This window comes from Streptomyces sp. NPDC058375 (assembly GCF_042723425.1).
In the GTDB taxonomy this organism is placed as follows: domain Bacteria; phylum Actinomycetota; class Actinomycetes; order Streptomycetales; family Streptomycetaceae; genus Streptomyces; species Streptomyces durocortorensis.
The window spans coordinates 1-14,062 of sequence record NZ_JBHXJG010000005.1; the positions used below are offsets into that span (position 1 = coordinate 1).

10 protein-coding genes, 1 pseudogene and 1 riboswitch are annotated in these 14,062 nt (G+C 71.9%); of the genes and pseudogenes, 4 read left to right on the forward strand and 7 right to left on the reverse strand.

The genetic code is table 11. From position 1 onward, the window contains the following. Positions 1-27 precede the first annotated feature (27 nt). From metE to ACFWM7_RS01990, 3 genes and pseudogenes are all read right to left on the reverse strand, one after another. Positions 28-2,352, reverse strand: a complete 2,325-nt coding sequence (gene metE, locus ACFWM7_RS01980; protein ID WP_383253914.1) for a 5-methyltetrahydropteroyltriglutamate--homocysteine S-methyltransferase — start codon at positions 2,350-2,352, stop codon at positions 28-30. Between the two features lie 185 nt (positions 2,353-2,537). After that, positions 2,538-2,684, reverse strand: a riboswitch (cobalamin riboswitch). A 190-nt stretch (positions 2,685-2,874) separates the two neighbouring features. Beyond that, positions 2,875-3,276 (reverse strand): annotated as a pseudogene (locus ACFWM7_RS01985) (MFS transporter); the annotation flags it as partial. A 62-nt stretch (positions 3,277-3,338) separates the two neighbouring features. Further along, on the reverse strand, positions 3,339-4,046 hold the full coding sequence (locus tag ACFWM7_RS01990; RefSeq protein WP_383253918.1) for a TetR/AcrR family transcriptional regulator: 708 nt from the start codon (positions 4,044-4,046) through the stop codon (positions 3,339-3,341). 238 nt (positions 4,047-4,284) lie between these two features. On the opposite strand from ACFWM7_RS01990, the gene ACFWM7_RS01995 reads away from it, so the two are divergent. Then, entirely contained in the window at positions 4,285-4,482 is a 198-nt protein-coding gene (locus ACFWM7_RS01995; RefSeq protein ID WP_030084228.1) for a hypothetical protein, read from the forward strand. A gap of 61 nt (positions 4,483-4,543) precedes the next feature. Here ACFWM7_RS01995 and cobF read toward each other — a convergent pair whose 3' ends face one another. After that, positions 4,544-5,332: a precorrin-6A synthase (deacetylating) gene (gene cobF, locus ACFWM7_RS02000; protein WP_383254059.1), complete on the reverse strand. Its 789-nt coding sequence runs from the start codon at positions 5,330-5,332 to the stop codon at positions 4,544-4,546. 199 nt (positions 5,333-5,531) lie between these two features. Here cobF and ACFWM7_RS02005 point away from each other — a divergent pair, with 199 nt between their 5' ends. The 3 genes from ACFWM7_RS02005 to ACFWM7_RS02015 all read left to right on the forward strand — a co-directional run bounded on the left by ACFWM7_RS02005 (position 5,532) and on the right by ACFWM7_RS02015 (position 9,234). Next, complete coding sequence (locus tag ACFWM7_RS02005; protein ID WP_383253924.1) at positions 5,532-6,596, forward strand: biotin/lipoate A/B protein ligase family protein; 1,065 nt, start codon at positions 5,532-5,534, stop codon at positions 6,594-6,596. Positions 6,597-6,636: 40 nt separating this feature from the next. Beyond that, entirely contained in the window at positions 6,637-7,503 is an 867-nt protein-coding gene (locus tag ACFWM7_RS02010) for an oxygenase MpaB family protein (RefSeq protein ID WP_383253927.1), read from the forward strand. Between the two features lie 81 nt (positions 7,504-7,584). Then, the gene (locus tag ACFWM7_RS02015) at positions 7,585-9,234 is read left to right on the forward strand and encodes an FAD-dependent monooxygenase (RefSeq protein ID WP_383253930.1); all 1,650 of its coding nucleotides are present in this window, start codon (positions 7,585-7,587) and stop codon (positions 9,232-9,234) included. 89 nt (positions 9,235-9,323) lie between these two features. On the opposite strand, the gene ACFWM7_RS02020 is transcribed toward ACFWM7_RS02015, so the two are convergent. The 3 genes from ACFWM7_RS02020 to ACFWM7_RS02030 all read right to left on the reverse strand — a co-directional run bounded on the left by ACFWM7_RS02020 (position 9,324) and on the right by ACFWM7_RS02030 (position 14,040). Then, on the reverse strand, positions 9,324-9,971 hold the full coding sequence (locus ACFWM7_RS02020) for a fasciclin domain-containing protein (protein WP_383253933.1): 648 nt from the start codon (positions 9,969-9,971) through the stop codon (positions 9,324-9,326). 105 nt (positions 9,972-10,076) lie between these two features. Next, positions 10,077-11,681, reverse strand: a complete 1,605-nt coding sequence (locus ACFWM7_RS02025; protein WP_383253935.1) for a molybdopterin-dependent oxidoreductase — start codon at positions 11,679-11,681, stop codon at positions 10,077-10,079. A 136-nt stretch (positions 11,682-11,817) separates the two neighbouring features. Next, complete coding sequence (locus tag ACFWM7_RS02030; RefSeq protein ID WP_383253936.1) at positions 11,818-14,040, reverse strand: NADP-dependent isocitrate dehydrogenase; 2,223 nt, start codon at positions 14,038-14,040, stop codon at positions 11,818-11,820. Between the last annotated feature and the right edge of the window lie 22 nt (positions 14,041-14,062).

The window sequence follows — 14,062 nt, forward strand, 5'->3', positions numbered from 1 at the left end:
GCGGTGGCCGCCCGCACCGGGCCCGGATCACGCGGCCTCGTCCGGCAGCGCCGCGCGGATCTCCCGTGCGGCGGCGACCAGGTTCTCCAGGGAGGCCCGGGTCTCGGGCCAGCCGCGGGTCTTCAGGCCGCAGTCGGGGTTCACCCAGAGGCGTGTCGCCGGGATGGCCTCAAGTCCCTTGCGCAGCAGGGCCGCTGCCTCCTCGGTGCTGGGGATGCGCGGGGAGTGGATGTCGTAGACGCCGGGTCCGGCCTCGCGGGGGTAGCCGTGGGCGGCCAGTTCGCGGGCGACCTGCATGTGGGAGCGGGCGGCCTCCAGGCTGATGACGTCGGCGTCGAGGTCGTCGATGGCCTGGACGATGTCACCGAACTCCGCGTAGCACATGTGGGTGTGGATCTGGGTGTCCGGCCGCACCCCGGCGGTGGCGAGGCGGAAGGACTCCGTCGCCCATTCCAGGTACGCGGCGTGCTCGGCGGCCCGCGGCGGCAGCGTCTCGCGCAGCGCGGGCTCGTCCACCTGGATCACCGAAGTGCCGTTCGCCTCCAGGTCGTTCACCTCGTCGCGCAGGGCGAGAGCGACCTGGCGGGCGGTGTCGCCGAGCGGCTGGTCGTCACGGACGAAGGACCAGGCGAGCATGGTGACCGGCCCGGTGAGCATGCCCTTGACGGGGCGTTCGGTCAGCGCCTGGGCGTACGCGGTCCAGCGCACCGTCATCGGCTCGGGGCGCGAGATGTCCCCGGCGAGGACGGGCGGGCGGACGTAGCGGGTGCCGTACGACTGCACCCAGCCGTGCTGGGTGGCGAGGTAGCCGGTGAGCTGTTCGGCGAAATACTGCACCATGTCGTTGCGTTCGGGCTCGCCGTGCACCAGGACGTCGATCCCGGCCTTCTCCTGAAAGGAGAGGACCTCGCGGATCTCGTCCTTGATGCGCTCCTCGTACCCGGCCTCGTCGATCCGCCCCGCCCGCAGATCGGCGCGCGCGGTGCGCAGTTCGGTGGTCTGCGGGAACGAGCCGATGGTGGTGGTCGGCAGCAGCGGCAACCCGAGGTGCGCCCGCTGGGCGAGCGTCCGCTCGGCGTACGGCTGGGAGCGGCGGCCGTCCGCGTCGGTGATGGCCGCCGTACGGGCGCGTACGGCCGGGTCACGGGCGATGACGGCGTCGGTGCGGGAGGCCAGGTCGGCGCGGTTGGCGGCGAGTTCGGCCGTGATGGTGTCCGTGCCGGCGGACAGACCGCGGGCCAGGACGACGATCTCCTCGGTCTTCTGCTTGGCGAAGGCGAGCCAGCGGGCGATCTGCGGGTCGATGTCGCGCTCGGCGTCCGCGTCCAGCGGGACGTGCAGCAGGGAGCAGGAGGCGGAGACGTCGACCCGGTCGGCGAGGCCGAGGAGGGTGCCGAGGGTGGTGAGCGACTTCTCGTAGTCGTTGATCCAGATGTTGCGGCCGTTGACGACACCGGCGACCAGCCGCTTGCCGGGCAGTCCCCCGGCCGCCGCGAGGTCGTCGAGGTTGCCCGCGCCGGACTCGGTGAAGTCGAGCGCCAAGCCGTCGACGGGGGCCTTGGCCAGGACTCCCAGCGCTTCGCCGAGCCGCCCGAAGTAGGAGGCGACCAGTAGCTTCGGCCGGTCGGCGAGTCCACCGAGCTCGCGGTAGGCGCGGGCGGCGGCGTTCAGCTCGGCCGGGGTGCGGTCCTGGACGAGGGCGGGCTCGTCCAGCTGGACCCATGCGGCGCCGGCCGCACGCAGGTCGGCGAGGACCTCCGCGTACACCGGAAGCAGCCGGTCCAGCAGGGTCAGCGGCTCGAAGTCCGGTGCCACGCCGGGGGCCGCCTTGGCGAGCAGGAGGTAGGTGACGGGGCCGACCAGCACCGGGCGCGGGGTGTGGCCGAGCGCGAGGGCTTCGCCGAACTCGGCGACCTGCTTGGCCGAGTCGGCGGTGAACACCGTGTCCGGCCCCAACTCGGGCACCAGATAGTGGTAGTTGGTGTCGAACCACTTCGTCATCTCCAGCGGAGCGACGTCCTGCGTGCCCCGGGCCATGGCGAAGTAACCGTCGAGGGCGTCGGTGCGGACCGCGTCACGGTGCCGCTCGGGGACAGCGCCGACCATGACGCTGGTGTCCAGGACATGGTCGTAGTACGAGAAATCACCGGTCGGCACTTCGTGGACTCCGGCCTCGGCAAGCTGCTGCCAGGTACCCCGGCGCAGGTCGGCGGCGGTCTGCCGGAGGGCGTCCGCGGTGACGCGGCCCTTCCAGTAGCCCTCGATGGCCTTCTTCAGTTCACGGTTCTGTCCCTGGCGGGGGTAGCCGTACACGGTGGCCCGTGCTGCCGCGGCTTCGGGCTTCGCTGTCACGTGACTCTCCTTCGCGAGCGTGTCTGCGGTGCAGATCCCGGGACGGGACGCGGACGCGAAGGAACGACGCGCCGGGCGGACACCGGGACACGGAGAACCGTGTCCGTCCACCTGACGGTTGCGCCGACCCGCCCACGAGGTCACCGGGAACTCCGCACGCGAACGGTCGCGTGCGGGCAACGGGCAGGTCTTCGGACTCGCGGGCACGTCTGCCGGGGCAGACACCTACTGGCCGTCGCTTCCCAGACCCGGCCGGGCCCAGTGCGTATGACGGCGGTCGTTCCCACTCACCGCTGCGGGGCAGTCCCGGATTCCCACCGGGTTCCCTCTTACGACACCCTGTCCGGCTGACAGGGCGAACCAGCTGCACCGGCCACCCTAAGGGGACGACCGCCGGGCGCACACCGTTGTTCAGACTTCGGACGGTGATGTGGGACACGGGATCGGTTCCGCCGCCTTCCGGTCGGCGCTTTCCGGTGGCCCGCCACGCCGTTGCGCGCCCGGCAGCATCGCCGCCGGGACCAGCGCGAGCGCGGCCGTCGCCGCGAGCACCAGGAGCGCCGTCCGCAGGGCCACCGGCGGTCCGAGCCGGTCCGGCGGGTAGACCTGGCGCAGCAGGGCCAGTGTCGCCGGCTGCAACAGGGCCCCGAACACTCCCTGTACGGCGCGCAGCGCGATGACCCAGCCGATCGAGGGCGCCGCGGCGATGCCCGCGGACGCGGCCCCGAAACCGAGGGATCCGATCAGGAGGAGGCGGCTGTGGCCGTAGCGGTCCCCGAGGCGTCCGGCGAGGACGAGGAGACTCGCCCCCGCCAGGAGGTATGCCGTACTCGTCCACTGGACCTGGGCGAGGGTCGCGGAGAGGTCGCGCTGGAGGCTGGGCTGAGCCACCATGAGGACGGAACCGTCGAGCGCGACGATCATCGCCCCGGCGACACTGCGCGCGAGGGCGAGCCGAGGCCGTACCGGGGCTGCCGCGGGGGCGGTCACGGGTTCGCCGGTCCGAGGTGGGCGTCGACGGTCCGGGCGATGAGCGGAGCGAGGCTCTCGTGGCGTGCGCGTCGCCCGGTGCGGGGACGCCGAGGGTGAGGGAGAGGCTCCCCCAGCTCCACAGTTGGGCGATGCCGTGGACGTTCGCCCAGAAGACGGCGGCCACGGCGGCGGGGGCGTCCTCGGGGCGCGGAGCCACGGCATCCGGGGCGCTCCCGGGCCCGGGCCCGGGCGGCCTTGCCCGGACGGCGTCCTGCCGGTGGCGGGCGATCAGCGCGACGACCGACGCGACATCGGGAGGGTCTTGTCCCGCAGTCTGGGCAGTTCGTCTGCCCCGTCTGCATCGCCCCGCTCTCCAGCAGGTCATGACGGGACATCAGCTCGAACATCGGGCGGTGCTCGACGGCGAATCCGACATAGGCCTCGGCGAGGCGGCACACCTGTGTACGCGGATCCCCGGCCGGGTCGACGGCCGCGTCGAGCCGGTCCTTCAACGCGTCGAACCCGCGCCCCCCGACGGCGGAGAGCAGCGAGCGGTGGGTCGGGAAGTAGCGGCGCGGGGCGCCGTGCGAGACCCCGGCGCGCCGGGCGATCTCCCGCAGCCCCAACGCCCGATCCCCTCGGTCGCCAGCATGTCGGCGCCGACGTCCACCAGTCGCTCCCGCAGAGGGGCTTCGTCTCCCATGAGGAACTTCCAGCACCATCGAGTAGACACTGACTACTCGATGGCGGGCGACGCACGTTCCCCGACCGTTCGACTGTTCGCCACCCCTTTCCTGACCCTCGGTCAGGTCGCTCGTCTCGACTGTGCGGAGGCAGTGACCCAGATGTAACCGAATGGCGTAGAGAACGCGGAACCACGGAGCGTCACAAGCCGTTCTTCTTCCCACTACACGGCCGCCGACCCGCGGCGAGGCCGACCGAGGAAAGGAACATCGCCCTATGAAGAAGACAGTCGGGTGGGCCCAGGACGGCGACGACTGGACGATCACCGTGAACGGCACGCTGTATCGCGCGATCGAACGGCCCACGGACGGCCGGGTGCACAACTACCTGGTGCGGGGCGACGACCTGACCGCCGAATGCCCGAGCCTGGGGCACGGACTCGGCGTGATCCGGGCGCACGAGACCCGGCGCTGACACCCCACCGGTCCGACGACGAGGTGCGGAGGCCCCCGCCGCCCGCGCCTCGACTCGGCCCCTAGAGGTTGTCGTCCGGCGCCCGGCGCAGCAGGTAGGTGTCCATGATCCAGCCGTGCCGTTCGCGGGCCTCGGCGCGGAGGCGGCTGATCTCACCGGCCACCTCGTCGAGCGGGCCGGAGACCAGGATCTCGTCGGGGGTGCCGATGTACGCGCCCCAGTGGATCCACAGGCCCCTGCCCGTCAGATGGGTGAAGCTCTCGTGGCCGTCGAGCATCACGACGATGTCGCCGTCGTCCTCGGGGAAACCCTGCGCCAGCCGCCTGCCCGGGGTGATGTGGACGGGGCGGCCCACCTGGTTCAGGGTGACGCGGTGCCGGGCGGCGAGGGCGGAGACGCTGCTGATGCCGGGGATCACCTCATGGCCGAATTCCACCGTGCCGCGCGCCCGGATGTCGTCGAGGATCGCGAGCGTGCTGTCGTACAGGGCCGGGTCGCCCCAGACCAGGAAGGCTCCGTACTGCCCCGGTGCGAGCTCCTCGATGATCAGGCGCTCGCAGATGTCGGCGCGCCGCTGCCGCCAGTCGTGCACGGCCGAGGTGTAGCGCCCGGCGTCCTGCTGGGTGCGGTCGCGCCACGGGTCGTCGGCCTCCACCACGCGGTACGGGCCGGTGAGGTGTTCGTCGAGGATGTCGCGCCGCAGCCGGGTCAGGGACTCCTTCTCCTTGCCCTTGCCGAGCACGAAGAAGACGTCGGCCCGGCGCATGGCCTTCACCGCGGCCAGGGTCAGGTGGTCGGGATCGCCGGCGCCCATGCCGATGACGAGGATGTGCCGGGGTGCGTCGCTCATTCCAGCCATGTCTGCCATGTCGGCCGATCATGCCAGGGGCGGGGCGGGGTGGACTTACTAGGGCGCCCAACGATGTATCAGTCCCCACGCGCACCGACGCATGAGCGGGGGATGATCGACGCCCCCGCGCGCGTTATAGCCGGATGTGTCCGGCTCATCACCGAGCCGGGCAGAGAGATTCCGAGCTGGAGGCGGTGCTGTGCACGGTGAGTACAAGGTTCCCGGCGGCAAGCTGGTCGTGGTGGACCTGGAGGTGGCGGGCGGGGCGCTGCGGAACGTCCGGGTCGCCGGGGACTTCTTCCTCGAACCCGACGAGGCGATCCTCGCGATCGACGCGGCGCTGGAAGGCGCTCCGGCCAACACCGACTCCGCCGGGCTCGCGGCCCGGATCGAGGCGGCGCTGCCCGACTCCACGGTGATACTCGGGCTGAGCGCGGAGGGCGTCGCCATCGCCGTACGCCGGGCGCTCGCGCAGGCCACCGAGTGGAGCGACTACGACTGGCAGCTGATCCACGAGGCCCCGCAGTCGCCCGCGCTGCACATGGCGCTGGACGAGGTCATCACCGCCGAGGTGGCGGCGGGGGTGCGGCCGCCGACGCTGCGGGTCTGGGAGTGGGACTCCCCCGCTGTGATCATCGGCAGCTTCCAGTCGCTGCGCAACGAGGTGGATCCGGCGGGTGTGGAGCGGCACGGCGTGGACGTCGTGCGCCGGATCTCCGGCGGCGGCGCGATGTTCGCCGAGCCCAGCTCCACCATCACGTACTCGCTCGCCGTCCCGCAGGCACTGGTGTCGGGGCTGTCCTTCGCCGACAGTTACGCCTACCTGGACGACTGGGTCCTCGAAGCACTCGCGGACATGGGCATCAAGGCCTGGTACCAGCCGCTCAACGACATCGCCACCGAGGTCGGCAAGATCGCGGGGGCCGCGCAGAAGCGGGTGGTCGGGCCGGACGGCGGGCCGGGGGCCGTGCTGCACCACGTGACGATGGCGTACGACATCGACGCCGACAAGATGCTGGAGGTGCTGCGCATCGGCAAGGAGAAGATGTCGGACAAGGGCACCCGGTCGGCGAAGAAGCGGGTGGACCCGCTGCGGCGGCAGACCGGCCTGCCGCGCCAGGTGGTGATCGAGCGCATGATCGAGTCGTTCCGCAAGCGGCACGGCCTGGCCCGGGGCAGCGTGACGGCCGCCGAGCTGGCGCGCGCCGAGGAGCTCGTACGGACCAAGTTCGCCACGCCGGAGTGGACGGCCCGGGTGCCGTAGGAACCCCTCGGCGGGCGGGCGCCGCCGCATACTGGGTCGTATGGACAAGACAGCGTCCGGCTCCGGAGTGCGGGAACGGCTCGGCAGGAGCCTGTTCGCCCGGGTGGCGGGGCCTTCCGGGCCGGAGAACCGGGCCCGGATCCACAACACCCCAGGCCCCCGCTGGTTCGGCCCGGACCGGCCGGTGCGCCGGGTGCACGGGGACGCGTCCATGTTCATCGGCGGGCTGCGCGCCCTGCTCCTCCAGTCGCTGCACCCGCTCGCCATGGCCGCCGTCGCCGGCCACTCGGGGTTCAAGGGCGATCCGTGGGGGCGGCTCCAGCGGACCAGCACGTTTCTGGCGGTGACCACGTTCGGCACGGCCGAGCACGCCCAGGAAGCCGTCGACCGCGTACGGTCCGTGCACGAGGGAGTGCGGGGGATCGCGCCCTCCGGGGAGCCGTACCACGCGGCGGATCCACATCTGCTGTGCTGGGTGCACGTCGCCGAGGTGGACAGCTTCCTGCGGGCCCATCAGCGGTACGGGGCACGGCCGTTGGACGGTGCCGGGTGCGACGGCTACATCCACGACATGGCGACGGTGGCGCACGCCCTCGGCGTCCCCGACCCGCCGCACGACCGGACGGAACTGGCAAAACGCATCGCCGCCTACCGCCCGGAGCTGCGCGCCACCCGGGAGGCCCTGGACGCGGCCCGCTTCATCCTTCTGCACCCGCCGCTGCCCTGGCCGGTCCGTCCCCCGTACGCCGTACTCGCCGCAAACGCCGTGGCCGCGCTCCCGCCGTGGGCCCGGGAGCCGTTGCGGCTGCCCCGGGTGCCGGGGGTCGAGGAGGTCTGCGTGCGGCCCGCCGGGAAGGCGCTGACCAGGACCATCCGATGGGCGATGACCCCGCCTGCGGGAGGCTGAGGACCGCCCGGGTGCCGATGGCCGCCACGGGCAGGACGATGGAGGGGACCGTACGCGGGGGGCCCACGACGGGAGACCCCGGTGGCACGCAGCGAATCGACGGACGTCCTGGTGGTGGGCGCGGGCCCGGTCGGCCTGACGCTGGCCGTCGAGTTGCGGCGGGCGGGGGTGGCCTGCCGGATCGTGGACCGGCTGCCCGCCCGGCTGCCGTACGCCAAGGCGGTGGGCATCCAGCCGCGCACCCTGGAGCTCTTCGAGCGGATGGGCCTCGTGCGGGAGGTGCTGGACGCGGCGGTCCCGATGCGCGGGCAGCTGAGTTACGTGAACGGGGCCGAGCAGGGCCGGATCGAGCTGGCCCTGCCGCCCGAGGTGCCGTACGGCTTCGCCGCGCTGCCGCAGTGCGACACCGAACGCCTTCTGGAGGAGTTCCTCGGGCGCCGGGGCACCGGGATCGAGCGTTCGACCGCGCTGGTGGCGTTCGCCCAGGATCCCGCCGGAGTGACCAGCCGACTCACGACCGCGGCCGGCGTCGAGGAGGAGGTCCGGTCCCGGTTCCTGGTCGGGTGCGACGGGGCGCACTCCGTGGTGCGCAAGGGGCTCGGGCTCACCTTCGAGGGCGGTGCGTTCCCGGAGGAGTACATGCTCGCCGATGTGGAGGTGGGGTGGGATCTGCCGCCCGGGTACGGGGTGCGCTCGATGCACCGCGGCGAGGACGGGGCGGTCGACGATCTGCTGGTCTGCATCCCGCTGCCGGGGAACGGCCGCTACCGGATGTCAATGCTGGTGCCGCCTGAGCTGTCCGCCGCGCGGCAGGTGGAGGCGACCGGTCCTGCGGGCGGCGGGGACGGGGTGGCGCACGGCCTGGAGGGCGGCACGGCCCCCGGCCTCGCCGACATCCAGAAGGTCCTGGACCGGCTGGCGCCGGAGCCGGTGACCGCGTCCGCGCTGCGCTGGTCGTCGGTGTTCCGGATCAGCCACCGGCTGGTGGACCGGTACGGGGAGGGCCGGGTGTTCGTCGCCGGGGACGCGGCGCACATCCATCCGCCGACCGGCGCCCAGGGCATGAACACCGGGATCCAGGACGCCTGCAACCTGGCGTGGAAGCTGGCCCTGGCCGTCGGGGACGCGGCGCACCCGCACCTGCCGGCCAGTTACGACGCGGAGCGGCACCCGGTCGGCGAGGAGGTGGTGGGCCGGACCGTCCGGCACGCCGCCGAGGGGGTGCAGGCGGACCCGACGGACGTGGAGACGCTGCTGCTGCGCGAGGCCCAACTCCTCGTCGGCTACCGGGAGAGCCCGATCGTGACACCGCTGCCTCCGGGCGACGAGGCCGCGCTCCGGCCGGGCGACCGGGCCCCGGACTGCGGCGGACTCACCGGGGACATCGCCGCCTACCCGGTGCGGCTCTACGACCTGCTGCGCGGGCGCGGTCACATCCTGCTGGGGTACGGCCACCACCCGGCCGGTGACGTGCCCGCCGATCTCGCAGCGGCGGCACGGGATTTGACCGGCGGCCGGATGGAGACGCACTGGGTCCTGCCCGCCGACGCCCCGGGCGGGGCGACGGGGTTCCCGCATCACCACGACAGCCGGGGCGAGTTCGCGCTCCGGTACGGGGCCGGCGAGGGCGCGGCGTTCGTCGTACGCCCGGACGGGTATCTGACCGCCTGCCTCCGTCCGCCGACGGTGGGCGGACTGAAGGAGGCGCTGGCGAAGGTCTTCGGGCCGTGAGGGCGCGAAAGCCCCGCTGCGGACGGGACCTTGGAGGTTGACCGCGGTCCTGGCGCAGCGGGGCGGCCGACGTTCGACGGCCCTGTCGACTACTTCGGCATCAGCACGGTGTCGATGATGTGGACCGTGGCGTTGGCGGTGGGCACGTTGCCGCAGACCACGTTGGCGGTGTCGTTGACCTTGTAGGACTCGCCGGAGCCCGAGGTGGTGAGCGTGCTCTTCTCCAGGGTGTCGTAGGTGCCGCTCTCCAGCTGCTGCGGGGCCAGCTTCTCGCCCACGACGTGGTAGGTGAGGATCTTGGTGAGCATCGCCTTGTCGGCCAGGACCGCGTCCAGGTCGGCCTTCGGGATCTTGGCGAAGGCATCATTGGTCGGCGCGAACACGGTGATGTTCTGGGCGTTGTTGAGGGTGTCGACCAGGCCGGCCTTCTTCACGGCGGTGACCAGCGTGGAGAGTTCGGGGTTGTTGGACGCGGCGGTGGCGACCGGGTCCTGGGCCATGCCGTCGAAGCTGCCCGCGCCGTCCTTCGGGACGGTCGCACAGGCCGGGCCGAACGGCTTGTCGGTCGTGGCGTCGTCACCGGCGGCCGGCTTCGACTCCTCGGGGGTCGATCCCGCAGCGGAGGAGCTGTCGGACGCCTTGTCCGAGCTGTCATCGGAGCAGGCGGCGAGCGACAGGGGGAGCAGTACGGCGGCGACGACGGCGACGGCTGCACGGCGGTGGCGAAGGGCGTTCATGGAACTCTCCTGAATGGTCGGAAGGGGGATGCGCATCGGTAGGTGAAATGAACTGGTCGGGATGGCGGGTGGAGATGGTTGGTGGGGATGGGAGGTCTGTTGGGGTCAGTCGACGGTGACCACGACGGAGTGCCAGCCGCTCGCACCGTCGGGGACGGTCTTGGTGCGCTTCTCGGTCTGGACCTCGCCCGTGCGGTCGGTGGCGCGGACGGTCAGGGTGTGACCGCCGGGCGTCGCCTTCCACGGGTAGGACCACTGCCGCCAGGTGTCGACGGTGTCCTGCTCGGCCAGTTGGGCCGGGCGCCAGGGGCCGTCGTCCACGCGGATCTCGACCTTCTCGATCCCGCGGTGCTGGGCCCAGGCCACCCCGGCGACCATGACCGTGCCGGCCTCCGGGCGGCCGAAGGGTTTGGGGGTGTCGATCCGGGACTGGGTCTTGATCGGGGCCTCGCGGGCCCACTCGCGCTTCACCCAGTACGCGTCGTACGTGTCGAACGTGGTGAGCTCGATGTCCTCGATCCACTTGCAGGCCGAGACGTACCCGTACAGGCCGGGCACGAGCATGCGGACGGGGAACCCGTTGACGAAGGGCAGCGGTTCACCGTTCATGCCGACGGCGAGCATCGCGTCCCGGCCGTCCATGACGTCCTCGACGGGGGTGCCGAGCGTCATGCCGTCCACCGAGCGGGCGATGATCTGGTCCGCCTTTCCGCCCCGGGACGGCGGCTTGACGCCCGCCTCCTTGAGCAGGTCGGCGAGGCGTACGCCGATCCACCGGGCGTGGCCGATGTAGGGGCCGCCGACCTCGTTGGAGACGCAGCAGAGGGTGATCTCGCGTTCGATCAGGGGCCGGTTCAGCAGGTCCTGGTAGGTGAACTCCAGGTCCTGGCGTACGCCTTCGCCGTGGATCCGCAGCCGCCAGCTGTTCGCGTCGACCTTGGGGATCACCAGGGCGGTGTCGACCCGGTAGAACTTGTCGTTGGGCGTGGTGAACGGGGGGAGGCCGGGAACCCGCAGCTGCGCTCCCGCCGGGGTCGGCCGGGCGGGCGAGGCCGGGGTGGGCAGCGTGACGGCCTCACGGGAGGCGACGGCGTCCTGGGCGCTGCGGCCGTTGAGCGTCCGGCCGACCGCTCCGGCGGCGGTGGAGGCGGCGGCCGCCGCGGTGGCGGCGATGAGGAAGCCGCGCCGGTCCCAGCCACCCTCGTCGTCCTGTTCCTCCCCCGCGCTTTCCTCCCCCGCGATCCGGCGCGGCCGGGTGAGCGTGCCGACGAGGACGTACAGGAGGATCGCCCCGGCCGCCGTGCCGGCCAGCGACGGCAGCCCGTCCACCACACCGGTGGAGTCCGGGCGGCTGACGGCCGAGGCGGCGCCGACCACACCGAACGCGAGGACGGCGGCGGAGCCGGTACGACGGTGGCGCAGCGCCAACAGGCCGACGGCGACCGCGAAGAGGGCGAGGGTGACGACGATGCCCAGTTGCAGGACGAACTTGTCGTTCTCGCCGAAGTTCCGGATCGCCCAGTCCTTCACCCCGGCGGGCGTCCGGTCGATGGCCGCTCCGCCGACCGCTGTCACGGGGCTCGCCTCCGGCCTGACGGCCGTCGAGACGAGTTCGGCGACGGTCAGGGCGGCGAATCCCGCCAGCAGTCCGCTCAGGGCTGCGAGCGTGCCGCGGGTCAGGGCTGTCCGGGTGATCCTCACGGTGGTCATTCGGAGCCGTGGGACCGGCGGATTGGTCCGATTCCGGATCGGCCCGGAACGCGAACCGCCCCGGCGGGCGCGGGGCCTGCCGGGGCGGAGCGATAAAGCGGTCATGCGGTCATGCGGTGAAGCGGACTGCGAAGGGTCACGCGAGGGACGCGATCGCCTGGTTGAACGTGGCGGACGGGCGCATGACCGCCGCGGCCTTGACCGGGTCGGGCTGGAAGTAGCCGCCGATCTCGGCCGGGGAGCCCTGCACCGCGATCAGCTCGGCGACGATGGTCTCCTCCTGCTCGGACAGGGTCTTGGCGAGCGGCGCGAACGCCTCGGCGAGCTTGGCGTCGTCGGTCTGCTGCGCCAGCTCCTGGGCCCAGTAGAGGGCCAGGTAGAAGTGGCTGCCGCGGTTGTCGATGCCGCCGAGGCGACGGCTCGGGGACTTGTCCTCGTTGAGGAAGGCGCCGGTCGCCCGGTCCAGGGTGTCGGCGAGGACCTGGGCCCGCGCGTTGTCCGTGGTGGTGGCCAGGTGCTCGAAGCTGACCGCGAGAGCCAGGAACTCGCCCAGGCTGTCCCAGCGCAGGTAGTTCTCCTTGACGAGCTGCTGGACGTGCTTGGGGGCCGAGCCGCCCGCACCGGTCTCGAAGAGGCCGCCGCCGTTCATCAGCGGGACGACGGAGAGCATCTTCGCGCTGGTGCCGAGCTCCAGGATCGGGAAGAGGTCGGTGAGGTAGTCACGCAGCACGTTGCCGGTGACGGAGATGGTGTCCTCGCCGCGGCGGATGCGCTCCAGGGAGAAGGCAGTGGCCTCGACCGGGGACTTGATGGAGATGTCCAGGCCGTCCGTGTCGTGGTCGGCGAGGTACGTCTTCACCTTGGCGATCAGGTTGGCGTCGTGCGCGCGGGTCTCGTCCAGCCAGAACATGGCCGGGTTGCCGGTGGCGCGGGCGCGGGTGACAGCGAGCTTGACCCAGTCCTGGATCGGCAGGTCCTTGGTCTGGCACATCCGGAAGATGTCGCCGGCGCCGACGGCCTGCTCCAGCACGAGCGCGCCGCTCGCGTCGACGACGCGCACGGTGCCGGTGGCGGGGATCTCGAAGGTCTTGTCGTGGCTGCCGTACTCCTCGGCCTTCTGCGCCATCAGACCGACGTTGGGCACCGAGCCCATCGTGGCCGGATCGAAGGCGCCGTTGGCGCGGCAGTCGTCGATGACGACCTGGTAGACACCGGCGTAGCTGCTGTCCGGGAGGACGGCGATGGTGTCGGCCTCGTCGCCGTCCGGGCCCCACATGTGACCCGAGGTGCGGATCATGGCGGGCATGGAGGCGTCGACGATGACGTCGCTGGGGACGTGCAGGTTGGTGATGCCCTTGTCGGAGTCGACCATCGCGAGGGCGGGGCCCTCGGCGAGCTCGGCCTCGAAGGACGCCTGGATCTCGGCGCCGACGTCCGGCAGCGAGCCGAGGCCCTTGAGGATGCCGCCCAGGCCGTCGTTGGGGGTCAGGCCGGCGGCGGCGAGCTGCTCGCCGTACTTGGCGAAGGTGTTCGGGAAGAAGGCGCGGACCGCGTGGCCGAAGATGATCGGGTCGGAGACCTTCATCATGGTGGCCTTGAGGTGCACGGAGAACAGCACGCCCTCGGCCTTGGCGCGGGCGACCTGCGCGGTGAAGAACTCGCGCAGCGCGGCGACGCGCATGACGGCCGCGTCGACGACCTCGCCCTTGAGGACGGGTACGGACTCGCGGAGCACGGTGGTGGCGCCGTCGTCGCCGTGCAGCTCGATGCGGAGCGTGCCGTCCTCGGCGATGACCGCGGACTTCTCGGTGGAGCGGAAGTCGTCGACGCCCATGGTGGCGACGTTCGTCTTCGAGTCGGCCGTCCAGGCGCCCATGCGGTGCGGGTGGGCCTTGGCGTAGTTCTTGACGGAGGCGGGGGCGCGGCGGTCGGAGTTGCCCTCGCGCAGCACCGGGTTCACGGCGCTGCCCTTGACCTTGTCGTAGCGGGCGCGGACGTCCTTGTCCTCGTCGGTGCGCGGGTCGTCCGGGTAGTCCGGGAGCGCGTAGCCCTGCTCCTGGAGCTCGGCGATGGCGGCCTTGAGCTGCGGGATCGAGGCCGAGATGTTCGGCAGCTTGATGATGTTCGCGCCGGGCGTCCTGGCCAGCTCGCCCAGCTCGGCGAGTGCGTCATCGATACGCTGCTCGGCCTTCAGCCGCTCCGGGAAACTGGCGATGATCCGGCCCGCGAGGGAGATGTCACGGCGCTCGACCGTGACGCCTGCGGTCGAGGCGTAGGCCTCAATCACGGGCAGGAACGAGTACGTCGCCAGGGCAGGGGCCTCGTCGGTGTGCGTATAGATGATGGTCGAGTCAGTCACCGGGTGCTCCGCTCCACGTCTG